The following is a 14,142-nucleotide window of genomic DNA, read 5'->3' as shown; positions in this document are numbered from 1 at the left end:
TGCCTCCTTTGGCTCCGAACCGCTACTCCTGTTGCGCGTCGACGACCGCCACGCCCGCGAGGTTCACGATGTCTTTGACCTCGTCGCCGCGCTGGAGGACGTGGACGGGTTTGTCCATCCCGACCAGCATCGGGCCGATGGCTTCCGCGCCACCCAGCCGTTGCAGGAGCTTGTAGCCGATGTTGCCCGCTTCGAGGTTCGGGAAGACGAGGACGTTCGCCGGGCCGTCGAGGTCGGCAAAGTCGTAGGTGTCTTCGAGGATGTCCTCGACGACGGCGGTGTCGGCCTGCATCTCGCCGTCGACCTGGAAGTCGACCGTCGCGTCGCTCTGGAGGCGTTCGACCGCTTTCCGGGGCTTTCGCGTCCCCGGATTGTCGACGCTGCCGAAGTTCGAGTACGACAGCATCGCCGCGCGTGGCTCGACGTTGAACCGCCGGGCCAGATCCGCGGTGTGTTTGGTCACCTCGGCCAGGACGGCCGCGTCGGGGTCCTGATTGACGGTGGTGTCGGCACAGAAGACGACGCGGTTCTTGAACGTCAGCATGTAGACGCCGGCCGCGTAGTCGGCGTCCTCGGCGGTGCCGATGACCTGCAGCGGCGGCCGGAGCGCCGACGGGTAGTGGTGGGTCAGCCCGGTCAGCATCGCGTCGGCGTCGCCCATCTCGACCATCACGCTGCCCAGGTAGTTGCTGTCCCGGACCAGGTCCTCGGCCTCGCGCCGGGTGATCCCCTTGCGCTGTCGGAGTTCGTAGAGCCGGTCGGCGTAGGCGTCGACATCGGCGCTCTCGGGGTCGACCACGACGGGGTCGAACTCCAGCCCGAACCGTCGGCGGGTGGCCTCGATCTCGTCGGCGTCGCCCAGCAGGATCGGCTCGGCGATCCCCTGGTCGACGAGCTGGTAGGCCGCCCGGATCATCTTCTCGTCGTGGCCCTCCGCCAGCACGACCCGCTTCGGGTCGCTCTTGGCCTTGTTGAGGACCACCCGCATCATCTCTCTGGACTTGCCCAGCCGGGCCTCCAGGCGCTCGACGTAGGCGTCCAGATCGAGGTCTTTCCGCGCCGCACCGCTGTCCATCGCGGCGCGGGCGACGGCCGGCGTCACCTCGAACAGGACCCGCGGATCGAGCGGCTTCGGGATGATGTAGTCGGCGCCGAACTGCAACGGCTGGTCGCCGTAGGCCTTGACGACGGCGTCGGGCACGTCCTGTCGGGCCAGTTCGGCCAGCGCCTCGGCGGCGGCGACTTTCATCGCTTCGTTGATCTCGGTCGCCCGAACGTCCAGGGCGCCCCGGAAGATGAACGGGAACCCGAGGACGTTGTTGACCTGGTTCGGGTAGTCAGAGCGCCCCGTCGCCATGATGACCGTGTCGTCTCTGGCCTGTTTGGCCGTCTCGTAGTCGATCTCCGGGTCGGGGTTGGCCATGGCGAAGACGATCGGGTCCGACGCCATCGACTGGACCATCGTCTCGTCGACGATGCCGCCCACCGAGAGCCCGACGAACACGTCCGCGCCGGCCATCGCGTCAGCGAGGTCGCCCCCGGAAACGTCGCTGGCGAACTCCTGTTTGAACTCGTTGAGCCCCTCGGTCTCGGCCCGATCGGTCGTGATGATCCCCGAGGAGTCACACATGGTGATGTTCGATTTGTCGGCGCCCAGCGAGACGTAGAACCGGGCGGTCGCGATGGCGGACGCCCCGGCCCCCGAGAAGACGATGTCGAGGTCCGAGAGGTCCTTGTCGGCGATGTCGGCCGCGTTCAACAGCGCCGCCCCGGAGATGATCGCCGTCCCGTGCTGGTCGTCGTGGAACACCGGAATGTCCATCTGCTCGCGGAGTCGGCGCTCGATCTCGAAACACTCCGGCGCCTTGATGTCTTCGAGGTTGATGCCCCCGAAGGTCGGCCCCATCGTGCTGATCGTCTGGACCATCGTGTCGACATCGTGGGTGTCGAGTTCGATGTCGAACACGTCGATGTCGGCGAACCGTTTGAACAACACGCCCTTGCCCTCCATGACCGGTTTGGAGGCCTCGGGGCCGATGTCGCCCAGCCCCAGCACCGCCGAGCCGTTGGAGACGACGCCGACCAGGTTCCCCTTGGCCGTGTACGTGTAGGCCTGCTCCCGATCGGCGGCGATCTCCTCGCACGGGGCAGCGACGCCCGGGGAGTACGCGAGCGAGAGGTCCCGCTGCGTGTTGGTCGGCTTCGTCGTCGCGATCTCGATCTTCCCTGGTGGGTCCTGACTGTGGTAGTCAAGCGCGTCCTCGTCGAGTCCCATGCCGAGAGGTGTCCCCGGATCAAGAAAAAGGCGCGTTTCGCGACAAACATCGAAGGGAAAATCGACAATCGTCGTACCCCGCCGGCAGTGGATGCAGGCGGCCCGTCACACCGAGCGCGTGCCGTCGTCGGACAGTTCCTCGACGCGGGTGACGAGTTCCTCGACGGCGGCGGTCTGTTGATCCGTGGCGGCGACGATCTGGTCGGTCGCGTCCTCGGCAGCACGGGCGTGTTCGCGTGCGTCCTCGATCGTCGACGTGATGTTCTCGATGGCGCTGGCCTGGTCGTCGTTCGCGTCGGCGACCTCCTGGATTCCGGTCGCCGCCGACTCGACGGCGTCGCTGATCTCGTCCAGCGCCGCGAGCGCCTCGTCGATCTCGGACTCGGCGCGCTGGACCTGTTCGTGCGAGGTCTCGACCATCTCGGCCGTCTCGGTGGCCTGCGCCTGGATCGTGTCGATGCTGTCTGAGATCTCGGCGGCGTGGTCGCTGGTCTCGTTTGCCAGTGTCTTGACCTCGTCGGCGACGACCGCGAAGCCGCTCCCGCTCTCGCCGGCGCGTGCCGCCTCGATGTTGGCGTTCAACGCGAGCATGTTCGTCTGTTCGGCCACGTCGGCGATGACTTCGACGACCTCGCTCACCTCGTCCATCCGGGATTCGAGGTCGGTGACGCTGTCGACGAGTTCTTCGCTCGTCTCGGTCAGCGTGTCCGTCACGTCCTGGACGGTTTCGCTCGCTTCCGCGCCGTCTTCAGCCGCCGCGAGGGCGCGGTCGGCCGAGGCCGCGACCTCGTTCGAGGTCGCCGCGACCTGTTGCATCCCCGCGCTCACGTCGTGGACGTTGTCGGCCGCCGTCGACAGCGTCTCGGCCTGCTGTGTGACCTGTTGCTCGACGGTCCTGGCGGCCGAGGCGGTCTGATCGATCGCGCTCGCCAGCTCGGCGGTCTGTTCGTCGACCTGCTCGGTCATGGACTCGTGGCGCGCCGCCATGTTGTTGAGCGAGTCGACCACGTCGAGCAGTGCCTCGTCGATGTGGTCCGTCGACTCGACGGACGCGCGGGCGTCGAGGTCGCCCCGTTCCAGCGCCTGCATCGTCGTGCTCAGTTCCTCGACGAGCGACGTGATCTCGGTGTGTCGCTCGGCCTCGTCGGTCCGGTCCTGGACCATCTCGACGACCGCGACCACCTCGCCGCCGTCGTAGATGGGGGCCGCGCTGAACGAGATGTGCCGGTCCTCGCCGTACTGGTCCTGCATGACGCTCGTGTCTCGATACAGGGTGAAGTCAGCCGACTCGACCTTCGGAACGTCGTACTCCGTGTGGGTCTGTTCGGGGGCGTCAAGCACCTTGTCGGCGAGGGTCTTCGCCCGACGGCCGTCGGGGTAAAACGCCATGCTCGCCATCTCCATCGACTTCGCCTCGGCCTCCTCGACCCCGGTGAGTTCGGCGAGCGAACTGTTCCAGGTCACCACGCCGCCGTCCGTATCGAGGACGAAAAGCGGCGTGCCGATGTGGTGGAGCACGTCGTGGAAATCGATCGAGAGCGCGCTCTCGGCCCCCGGCTCTCTAGTCTCCTCGGCTTCTCCCGCCGGCTCACCGGTCCCTTCGGTCTCTCCCGCCGACGCGAAGGCGTCGAGTCCGGTCTGTGTGGTCTCGGTAACCGTGTCCAGTTCGGTCAGTAGGTCCGCTTCGACGGCGTCGAGGGTCCCCCGAGCGTCCTCGGCGAGGGCGTCCCGGAGGGTGTCGAAGGCAGCCTCGACGAGCGCGTCCCTGGCGACAGCCTGGGTCTCGACGAAGGCGTCCCGACAGACGCCGGCAGTACGGTACTCCTCGACGATTGCGGCGACATCGCCGTCCGCGTGTTCCAGTTGCTCGGAGAGCTGCCGTCGTGCGGCCGGGAGCGCGTCGGTCGCCTCGAGACGCGACGGGACTCGCTGCGGGTCCGGATCGTACGACGCCGCGACTGTGCTCCCGGCGTCTGCGCTGTGAACCGCTGTTCCCCCGTCGGTCTCGGCGACGGTCGGTTCGGTGCTGTCCGTGCTACTGTCGAGCCACTCCCGGAGCCGAGATCGAAACATGCCTACGAACACGAACAAATTTCACCAACGATTATATAAAACCCCGCACCCCGGAAGCGGTGGCACCGGCCGAAGCTGTCGCACTCTCAACCAGACACCACCGCGGAGACGGGACAGACATTTACCGCCGGCGGTCCAGCGCGAGGGTATGAGCGAGGTGGCTATCGAGTACTGTGTGCCGTGTGGGTTCCGCGACCGCGCCCTGAGCGTGCAGCAAGCGATTCTCAACGGGCTGGAGAGCGACATCGACGAGCTCCGCTTGGTCATGGGCGACCACGGCGTGTTCCGGGTGACCGTCGACGGCGAGACGGTCTACGACAAGGATGAGGACGGCGACTACGATGTCGACGGACTCGTCCGGACGGTTCGGGACGTGCTCTGAGAACGGAACGGCTTTCGGCGGGGCGGCCGGACCAGCCAGCATGGACGAGGTACTGGTCGCCGAAGATGTCAGACGGCAGTACGGCGACACCGTCGCAGTCGACGGCGTCTCGCTTTCGGTCCGTGGCGGCGAGGTGCTCGCGCTTGTCGGCCCCAACGGCGCCGGGAAGACGACGCTCGTTCGCGCGCTCACCGGAACGACCGACGCCACCGGTCGGGTAGAGCTGTTCGGACAGTCCCCGCGGACGGTCGACCGCGACCGGATCGGACTGCTCCCGCAGGCGTTTACCCCCCACGAACGGTTGAGTGCGCGCGAACTGGTCGACTACTACGCCGGGCTGTACGACGAGACCAGAGCCGTCGACGCGGTGCTGTCGGATGTCGGACTCACCGAGGACGCCGACACCGCCTACGAGAACCTCTCGGGCGGTCAACAGCGCCGGACCTGCGTGGCGATCACGCTCGTCAACGATCCGGACCTGCTGATCCTCGACGAGCCGACGACCGGCATCGACCCCGCGGGCCGACGGGACATGTGGGAGCTGCTCGACGGATTGGCCGACCGCGGGGTGACCATCGTCGTGACGACCCACTACATGGAAGAAGCCCAGCGGCTCGCGGACCGGGTCGGACTCATGGACGACGGCCGACTCGTCACTGTCGGCTCACCGGCAGACCTGATCGCCGACCACGGCGGCGACAGCCGACTGGTGGTCGACGGACCCATCGACGAGACGGCGGTCGAGTCGATCGACTATCCGGCCCGGATGCGGCGGCTGAACGGCCGCCTGATCGTCTACGGGGTCCGACCGGAGTCGATCGGCCGGGTCGTCGACGAACTCGACGCGGCCGGCGTCGGCTACGACAGCCTCACCTGGGAACAGCCCGACCTCGAAGACGTGTACCTGGAACTGACCGGGACCGCGGTCACCGACAGCGGCGACGCCCGCGGCACTGTCGAGTCCCCACAGGCGGGTGAGTCGGCATGAGCCGATTCGGGCGGCTCCGGTCCGAGACCCACGCTGCGACGCTGGCGTTCCTGCGGCGACGGACCGCGGTCTTTTTCACCTTCTTCTTCCCGGTGATCATCGTCGTCATCTTCGGCGTGCTCGTCCAGACGCGACCGGGTGGCGGCGGGCTGTTCACCGAGCCGCCGAGTTACTACGTCCCCGGCTATCTCGCCGTCGTCGTGCTGTTCACGCCGCTGTCCCGCGTCGGCAGCGAGGTCGCGCGCCACCGGGACGGCAACCGGTTCGAGAAACTGGCGACGACGCCGCTGACCCGCACCGAGTGGCTGCTGGCCCAGACGGCCGTCAATGTCGTCGTCATCGGACTGGCCGGCCTGCTCCTGTTGTTCCTGATGGTCGGCGTGACGGGCGCCTCGATCCGGCCGTCGCCGCTGTTGCTCCCCTTCGTCGCCCTCGGTGTCGCGCTGTTCTGTGGCGTCGGCGCCCTCATCGGCAGTCTCGCCAGCTCACAGGACGGTGTCATCTCGGCGAGCAACGGCATCGCGCTCCCGTTGTTGTTCCTCTCTGAGACGTTCGTCCCGCCGACGCTGTTGCCCGGGTGGCTCCCCACCTGGCTCTCGCCGCTGACGTACTTCTCTCGGGGTGTCCGAGCGGCGACGACCGGAACGGGCGACACGCTCGTTCCGTTTGCGATCCTGGCTGCCTGTGCCGCCCTCGCGTTCGTCGTCGCCGCCCGACTCCTCCCCCGGACGGACTGAGAGCGATCGGTCCTGGCTCCGGTCCCGTCACACTACCGCAACGACTCCGGTACCGTGCTGGTCGTCCATTATTAACTACAATCGTCAATAATCGTTGGACTTATACCCATGTACATGCCAGCTAGTGTGAAATGGTTGGGGAACAATTAGAACAAGCTTCTGACGGACTCTCCCGTCGTGGGTTTCTCGGTGGTGTCTCGTCGCTGCTGGCAGCGGCGGCGTACTCCCGGGACGTACCCGAAGACGTGGCCGCACAGGTCACGAATGGGAACAACAGCGACACACAGACGGTGTCCTCCCCGGACGGCTCGATCACGGTCACGGTCGATGTCACGTCCGGCATCCCGACGTACAGTATCGACTACAACAACACGACCTACATCACGGGGTCGCGACTCGGGTTCGACTTCCAGAACCAGGCGACGTTCGGTCTGTCCGCCGGGAGTTCGAACGGGGCCGCGGTCACGGTCACGGGGGCCGAGAACAACTCGGGTACCGAAGCCTGGGACCCGGTGTGGGGCCAGTACAACAGCGTCTCGGAGGACTACAACCTCCTGCGGGTGGGGCTCGAAGAGACGGCTTCGCCGAGTCGATCGTTGAACCTCGAAATCAAGGTGTTCAACGACGGACTGGGCTTCCGTGTCACCTTCGACGACGACTTCGTCGGTAACAGCGATCAGATCGTCATTAGCTCGGAGAACACGGAGTTCAACTTCGCCGGCGACTACACGAGCTGGTGGATCGAGAACACGTTCGTCAATCCACGCTTCGAACAGGAGTACTCCGAGACCAACCTGAGCGAACTCCCCTCGGGGACCACGCCGATCGAGGACAGCGACGGCATCAGTCCCGTGGGCGAGAACGACCGCAGAGCCGGTGCCCACACGCCGCTGACGGTCGAGGCGGACGACGGAACCTATCTCAGCCTCCACGAGGCAGACCTCGACGACTACGCGACGATGTCGCTCGCGCCGGATTCGGCCGGTTCGACCGATCTCTCGGCCGAACTCGCGCCGCTGCCCGACGGGACGAAAGTCTCCACGAGCGCACCACACGTGACGCCGTGGCGGACAGTCCAAATCGGTGCGACTCCGGGCGACCTGATCGAGTCCTCGCTGATCCCGCTGCTCAACGAACCGCTGGAGACACAGTACTTCCCGGGTGACGGTTCGGGCGGCGTCGACACGAGTTGGATGACACCCCGGATGTACATCGGCATCTGGTGGACGATGATCGCGGGCAACGCGAACTGGGAGTACAAGAGCGATACGCAGATATCCAACAACGGCAACGACCCGGCGGCGTACATCCACGGTGCTCGCACTCAGCGCATGAAACGATACATGCGGTTCGCCAGCGAGCACAACGTCGACAGCGTCCTCGTCGAAGGGTGGAACAAAGGCTGGGACTCCTACGGCGCCTCCGCCAACGGCAGCACCCTGGAGATGGGTGTCGCGGACTCCTATCCCGACTTCAGCGTTCCGGAAGTTACCGACTACGGTCTGAACCTCTCGTCGTCGGTCGAGATGACTATCCACAACGAGACCTCAGGGAACCTCTACAACTACGAGGACGAGATCAACAACAAGGGCATCTTCTCGGAGTACGAGAACGCGGGGATCCGCTCGATCAAGAACGGCTACGTCAACGACTTCGGCCTGTACGACGACTCGAACGCACCGGACACCGCGACGACGAACCAGCATTCGCAGGTCGCAGTCGATCACCACCGAACGGTCATCCAGAACGCTGCTCAGTACCGGCAGACACTGGAGATCCACGAGGGGATCAAACCGACGGGTGAACGCCGGACGTACCCGAACGTCGCCGCTCGCGAGGTCGTCCTCGCACAGGAGTACGACGGCTTCGGTGCGCTCGGATCGGGTGTCGGCCGGGACCACCACGTGACGCTTCCGTTCACGCGGATGCTCGCCGGCCCGACGAGCTACCAGCCCGGAATCTTCGACATCACGTTCAACGACAGCACGGGCGGCCAGATCCAGACCACCCGCGCCAAACAGCTTGCGATGTACCCGAGCTACAACGCGGGCATCCAGATGGCCGCGGACCGGGTAGAGGCCTACATCGACGACACCTTCGAAGTCGGCGAGTACCTGCAGGCCCAGTGTGGGACCCTGGACGGGATGATCACTGCCGACGATTGGCGCAACGCCTTCGGCGCACACTACGTCCCGATCGATCCCAACAGGGAAGCCTCCGGTTCCCGCGTCGAGTTTACCGTCAAGAACGTCTCTAGCGCCGGAACCTACGACCTTCACCTTCGATACGCCAGCGACGGAACCGTCAACGCACAGCGTGTCATCGACAACGGCGAAGGACAGGCGACGGTCTCGGTCAACGGAACGACACAGACGATCACACCGTCCTTCACCGGCGGCTGGGACCAGTGGGAAGTCATCACGACCCAGGTCTCGCTCCAGAGCGGGGACAACACCGTCGCCATCGAACTCGACTACGACGACTCCAGTGGCTTTACCGGCGACGTGGGCGGGTTCAACGTCAACACGGTCGGCGTGACGGCACAGGGTGCGGGCGCGCCGTTCCCGGCAGACTACACCAGCCTCACGGACAGCCAGATCGAGAACGAGAACTTCGACTACGATCCGGACTTCAAGTACATCGAGGACGTGCCCGCCGGCGGCTGGGACGAGACGAGAGTGCTCGACAGCCAGATCGGCGACTACACCGTCACCGCACGCCGCAAGGGCAACGAGTGGTACGTCGGTGCGATGAACGACGACAACGGTCGGTCGTTCGAGGTCACACTGGACTTCCTCACGAGCGAGACCTCCGGCTGGAAGATGGAGATGTACACGGACGATGTCGGGACGAACGTCGATACGGACCCGACTGGCGTCCGCCGGACGACATCGATCGTCGGCGTCGGCGACACGGTGACGCTGTCGGCGGCCCGCGGCGGTGGGACGGCCGTTCGACTCGTTCCGGCAACGTCCTCGGAGGCGTCGAACCTCCAGTCCTACCAGCAGCCGGCACAGAACCTCTCGTTCGAGATCGACAGTTCCGCCGTCGTCAGTGAATCGATCGCCCGCGCCACCGGTTCGAACGCGACGAACTTCATCAGCGGCGAGACGGTCGAAGTCGTCGTCGATGGATCTGTCCAGTCGCTGGAGAACATCAGGCTCGCACCGAACTCCGGGTCCCAGACCATCGAACTCGAACAGTCGTTCTCCAGCACCGGGAGCTACAGCGTCGAGATTCGCGCCCTCGATGGCACGACACTGGCATCGAAGACGGTGTCGATCACCAACCCGACGACGGTCGCGCAGTTCAGTGATCCCGACGACGCCTCGGACGCACTCGGGCCGGGCTCGTACGTCAACGCGACCAACTACGCCGACGGCTCGATGGACATCCAGCAGTTCACCGTCAAGGAGACGCCGTCTAACGCGATCTTCGAGTTCGAGATCGGTTCGCTGAACGACCCCTACAACGCCGAAACGAACGGCACGAACAATTTCTCCCCACAGTGGTTCTTCGTCTGGCTCCGAGACCCCGACAAGTCGACGGGAAGTATCACCGACGCCGGTAACCTCGGCGATCCCGGACTGAACGCCACCTTCGAGTCCGAGTGGCACTACCGCGTCGACGCCTACGGGTTCGGACAGAACGCCATCGACAACAACGGTCAGGGACTCACGGATGCGAACGGCAACCCCGTGTCGCCGACAGTCTCCTCGGACAAGAGCAACAACACGGTGTCGCTCCAGCTTCCGAAGAGTGCTCTCGGCGGCACAGACCTGTTCGACATGGAAGTCATCGCAGCTGTCCACTCCGATGACTTCGGTGCGCTACGGGCGATCAACGAGACCGCCGGTTCCGACCAGTTCGGTGGTCTCGACCCCGCAAAAGCCGGAAACGCGCCGCGTCTCATGGACATGATCACGCCGCCGGGTGTCGACAAATCGGACGCGCTCGGGTACACCGCGACCGAGAAGGCGACCCTGCCGTTCACACCGATCTACACCGATCGCCTCGGCGATGTCGACCGTGTGGTGACGCTTGATGACAGTACGGGCGATTCGTATGGACCCGCGGAAGACTCTAACGGGCAGAACGCTTTCTCCTATCCGTCGACAGACGATATCAAACCACAGGACCACGATATTGAACGGGTCGATATCTACGAGGACGACTCGAACTACACGTTCCTCGTCCGCGTACCGGAGCTTCGGAACCCGGCCACCTTCGAGCAGAACAGCGACTATGGCTATGGACTCCAACACATCCAAATCTACGTCTCAGACCCGAATGGACAGACAGGGAGTATAGGTTGTCGTGACGGTGTCCACGCCTTCGATGGTCGGGACGAAATATTCGGACAGCAATATCACCGCCGCATTGTTGCCCACGGTTTCGACCGCAATATCGATACAAACGTCTTCGAAGAAGGTGGTCGATATCCAGTTGTAGAGGACGGATTCTGGCAAGTAGTTGCGGATGCCGACAGTGGTGTCAGTACGCGTGGTATTCCTGAGGTCGATGCTATCGAGATTACTGTTCCTCGAAGTACAATTCCGTCGGATATTCGTGAGACAGACATCGTCCCGATGATGTTCAGTTACGCAGGTGGTGGGACTGGTGAAATCAGAAAGGTTGAAAACGCCAACGCCATCAATACCGACGGTAATCCGGATAACGATGTAGACCCGTTCACATTCACCGGTGCCCCATCGAGCTACCACCACAACAATATCTTGGACATAGTCTTTCCGGACGGTGTCTCTCAAGCTGATATTCTCGACCCAACTGCAAGCGATATCGACAGTGACGACGCCTTCGACGGCTACGATATCCCGTTCGTCGCGCTGAGCGACAAAGCCAACAGCATCCGAGAGGCTCTCGCCGGCAACGGGAAGGTGACCACCGCCCACTTCGAGGAAGTCAAACAGGCCTACGAGACCGAAAGTGCAGTCGAAGGGACCGGTGGGCTGGTACCGGACTACGATGACCTCCGTTCGATCGCTCGGGAGGTGCAGAACTGATGAGCGACACGCCAAGCCGGAAACTGCTGTCGCTGTGTATGGCGACGCTGGTCGTCGCCGCGCTTCCGGTCGCCGTCTTCGGTCCGATCGGCGTCGGTGCGGCCGACGCCGGCAACGCAGGCAACACGGCGGTCGACTGGCCCTCGTTCCAGTCCGGTCAGCAAAACACCGGAGACGCTTCGGACGCACCACCGTACGACGCGCTGTCGACAGGCTGGACCGCAAGCGGTAGTACCGACATCGCGTCCGGCCCCGCCGTCGTCGACGGGACGGCCTACGTCGCCGACGGCACCACGATCAAGGCCGTCGACGCCGGGACCGGGTCGGAAACCTGGAGTACCACCGTCGACGGGACGGTTTACGGAACGCCCGCCTACGCGAACGGACAGCTCTACGTCGCCACGGCGAGTGGGACGGTCACTGCCCTCAACGCCGCGGACGGCTCCGAAGCCTGGTCCGTCTCGACCGACGGGAACGGTAACGATCTGGGCGCGTTCTATGGCTCCGTGGCGACCGACGGCTCGGACGACCTCTACGTCGCCAGCAAGGATGGAGTGCTCCACAAACTCGCTGCCGACGGCTCTGGTGTCATTACCTCTACTGAGTTGTCGAGCCAGGCCGGGGCCATGACTCCCGCGGTCTACGACGGGAGCGTCTACGTCGGTGACCGTGGCGGGACCCTGCACGCGCTATCGACCGACCTGACGAGCGAGTTCACGAAGTCGGTCACCGGCTCCGGTTCACTCACCTCGCCAGCGGTCGACACGGCCACTGGAACCGTCGTCGTCACGACGACCGACGGGACCGTCGCCGCCTACGCCCCCGACGGGACCCAGGTCTGGCAGGACACTAGCTACTCGGGAAGCCTCGCAAGTGCTGCCGTCCACGACGGCCTCGCAGTCGTCGGGACGACCGACGGGACGGTCGCGGCCCACGACATCACGAGCGGGTCCGTCGAGTGGACGACGACAGTCCCCAGCGAAGGGACGTTCGGCCCGTCGGTGTCGACCGGGAGCGACACGGTCTTCGTCGGCACCGACACGGGCGTTCTGGCGTTACTCGACGACCAGAGCGGCCAGGTGAAGTACGACACGACGCTGTCGGGTTCGCCGATGCTGACCGCGCCGACGGTGTACGGTGACTGGCTGCTGGTGGGGACCGAAGACGGGACCCTCGCGCAGTTCACCGACACGCCGGTCTTCGAAGTCACCGATATCTCCGCGCCCGAGACCGTCACCGAGGGCGACACGGCGACCATCGACGCGACCGTTCGGAACAACGACGACAGTCAGCGGAGCTACAAAGCGAAGCTGGAAGTCGACGGAGCCGAAGTCGACAGCAAGACCGTCCAGATCGCGGCCGGGAGCACGCAGACTGTCTCCTTCGACCGGACGTTAACCTCGACCGGCATTCGAACGGTGACGATCGGGAGCCAGTCGACGAGCATAGCGGTTCAAGAGAAGTCGACGCCAACACCGACACCAACGGATACGCCGACCACGTCGACACCAACGGATACGCCGACCACGTCGACACCAACGGATACGCCGACCACGTCGACACCAACGGATACGCCGACCACGTCGACACCAACGGATACGCCGACCACGTCGACACCAACGGATACGCCGACCACGTCGACACCAACGGATACGCCGACCACGTCGACACCAACGGATACGCCGACCACGTCGACACCAACGGATACGCCGACCACGTCGACACCAACGGATACGCCGACCCCGACGGACACGCCAACGCCAACACCGACCCCGACGGCAGAGCCGTCGCCGGCACTCTCGGTGGCGGATATCTCGGCACCCGGAACGATCGACCGGGGGCAGACCGGGACGATCGAGGTGACGATCTCGAACGCGGGCTCGGCAGCGGGCATCTACACGGCCGAGTTGAAAGTCGATGGAGCCAGCGCCGGCATCGAGTCGGTCGGTGTCGAACCCGGAACCTCGGAGACGGTCACCTTCGACTACACCTTCGGGACCGCCGGTGACCGGACCCTGACTGTCGGAGCGGCCTCGACGACGGTGACTGTCGACGCGCCGACGCCGACCCCGACGGCCACGCCAACGCCGACCCCGACGGTGACTCCGACCCCCACGCCGACCCCGACGGCCACGCCGACGCCGACTCCCACACCGACGCCGGAGCCGGAACCCGAGTTCACCGTGACTGACATCGACGTGCCGGGGACGGTCACGACCGGTGAGCGTCAGCCTATCAGAGCGACCGTCGCCAACACCGGGACCGGTGTCGGGACCTACACGGCCGTGCTGCGGATCGACGGCCAACCGGTGGCGAGCGAGAACGTCAGGATGGGCGCCAACAGCACCCGAGAAGTCGTCTTCAGGCAGTCGTTCCAGAGCGCCGGAACGAAGACGATCTCGGTCGGCGACGCGTCCGTGAATTTGACAGTCCAGCCCGCGAACGGGAGTTCGCCCGCGGATGTCTACGAGAGTGACGACGGTCGCGTCTCGACCAGCGAAGTGCTGGACGCCGTCGTGAAGTTCAACTCCGGCCAGGATCTCCCTGGCCACGGCGAACTCACGGTCGGCGATCTGCTGGAGATCATCGTCGCGTTCAACAGCGACAACTGAGCTGACGCCCGTTTTTCGCCTGTCGGTGTGTTTTCAGTCGACCGATTCCGC

General features: G+C 64.9%; 7 protein-coding genes. 5 read left to right on the top strand and 2 right to left on the bottom strand.

Going from position 1 to position 14,142, the window contains the following annotated elements; genetic code table 11:
- Nucleotides 1-22: 22 nt before the first annotated feature.
- Both P1L40_RS17205 and P1L40_RS17200 read right to left on the bottom strand, forming a co-directional pair.
- Nucleotides 23-2,275, bottom strand: a complete 2,253-nt coding sequence (locus P1L40_RS17205; protein WP_284008843.1) for an NADP-dependent malic enzyme — start codon at nucleotides 2,273-2,275, stop codon at nucleotides 23-25.
- A 105-nt stretch (nucleotides 2,276-2,380) separates the two neighbouring features.
- A complete protein-coding gene (locus P1L40_RS17200; protein WP_284008842.1) occupies nucleotides 2,381-4,348 on the bottom strand; it encodes a methyl-accepting chemotaxis protein in 1,968 nt (655 codons plus the stop codon).
- A 148-nt stretch (nucleotides 4,349-4,496) separates the two neighbouring features.
- On the opposite strand from P1L40_RS17200, the gene P1L40_RS17195 reads away from it, so the two are divergent.
- The 5 genes from P1L40_RS17195 to P1L40_RS17175 all read left to right on the top strand — a co-directional run bounded on the left by P1L40_RS17195 (nucleotide 4,497) and on the right by P1L40_RS17175 (nucleotide 14,091).
- Nucleotides 4,497-4,730 (top strand): Rdx family protein, encoded by a 234-nt coding sequence (locus P1L40_RS17195; protein WP_284008841.1) that lies wholly within the window; start codon nucleotides 4,497-4,499, stop codon nucleotides 4,728-4,730.
- Between the two features lie 40 nt (nucleotides 4,731-4,770).
- Nucleotides 4,771-5,718 (top strand): ABC transporter ATP-binding protein, encoded by a 948-nt coding sequence (locus P1L40_RS17190; protein WP_284008840.1) that lies wholly within the window; start codon nucleotides 4,771-4,773, stop codon nucleotides 5,716-5,718.
- Nucleotides 5,715-6,455 carry an ABC transporter permease gene (locus P1L40_RS17185; protein ID WP_284008838.1) on the top strand — a complete coding sequence of 247 codons (741 nt, stop codon included), beginning with the start codon at nucleotides 5,715-5,717 and terminating at the stop codon, nucleotides 6,453-6,455. The genes P1L40_RS17190 and P1L40_RS17185 overlap by 4 nt, the downstream gene beginning before the upstream one ends.
- Nucleotides 6,456-6,586: 131 nt before the next feature.
- Nucleotides 6,587-11,479 carry a glycoside hydrolase family 97 N-terminal domain-containing protein gene (locus P1L40_RS17180; RefSeq protein WP_284008836.1) on the top strand — a complete coding sequence of 1,631 codons (4,893 nt, stop codon included), beginning with the start codon at nucleotides 6,587-6,589 and terminating at the stop codon, nucleotides 11,477-11,479.
- Complete coding sequence (locus tag P1L40_RS17175; RefSeq protein WP_284008834.1) at nucleotides 11,479-14,091, top strand: outer membrane protein assembly factor BamB family protein; 2,613 nt, start codon at nucleotides 11,479-11,481, stop codon at nucleotides 14,089-14,091. Before P1L40_RS17180 ends, P1L40_RS17175 begins: the two co-directional genes overlap by 1 nt.
- The last annotated feature ends 51 nt before the right edge of the window (nucleotides 14,092-14,142 follow it).

Source organism: Haloarcula pelagica (assembly GCF_030127105.1).
Classification (GTDB): domain Archaea; phylum Halobacteriota; class Halobacteria; order Halobacteriales; family Haloarculaceae; genus Haloarcula; species Haloarcula pelagica.
Note: the sequence above shows the minus strand (reverse complement) of the source record. Positions and strands in the feature narration are given on the sequence as shown.

Coding starts and splice junctions, on each gene's coding strand:
- P1L40_RS17180 (WP_284008836.1), top strand. CDS start 6,587: ATGGTTGGGGAACAATTAGAACAAGCTTCTGACGGACTCTCCCGTCGT.
- P1L40_RS17205 (WP_284008843.1), bottom strand. CDS start 2,275: ATGGGACTCGACGAGGACGCGCTTGACTACCACAGTCAGGACCCACCA.
- P1L40_RS17200 (WP_284008842.1), bottom strand. CDS start 4,348: ATGTTTCGATCTCGGCTCCGGGAGTGGCTCGACAGTAGCACGGACAGC.
- P1L40_RS17190 (WP_284008840.1), top strand. CDS start 4,771: ATGGACGAGGTACTGGTCGCCGAAGATGTCAGACGGCAGTACGGCGAC.
- P1L40_RS17195 (WP_284008841.1), top strand. CDS start 4,497: ATGAGCGAGGTGGCTATCGAGTACTGTGTGCCGTGTGGGTTCCGCGAC.
- P1L40_RS17175 (WP_284008834.1), top strand. CDS start 11,479: ATGAGCGACACGCCAAGCCGGAAACTGCTGTCGCTGTGTATGGCGACG.
- P1L40_RS17185 (WP_284008838.1), top strand. CDS start 5,715: ATGAGCCGATTCGGGCGGCTCCGGTCCGAGACCCACGCTGCGACGCTG.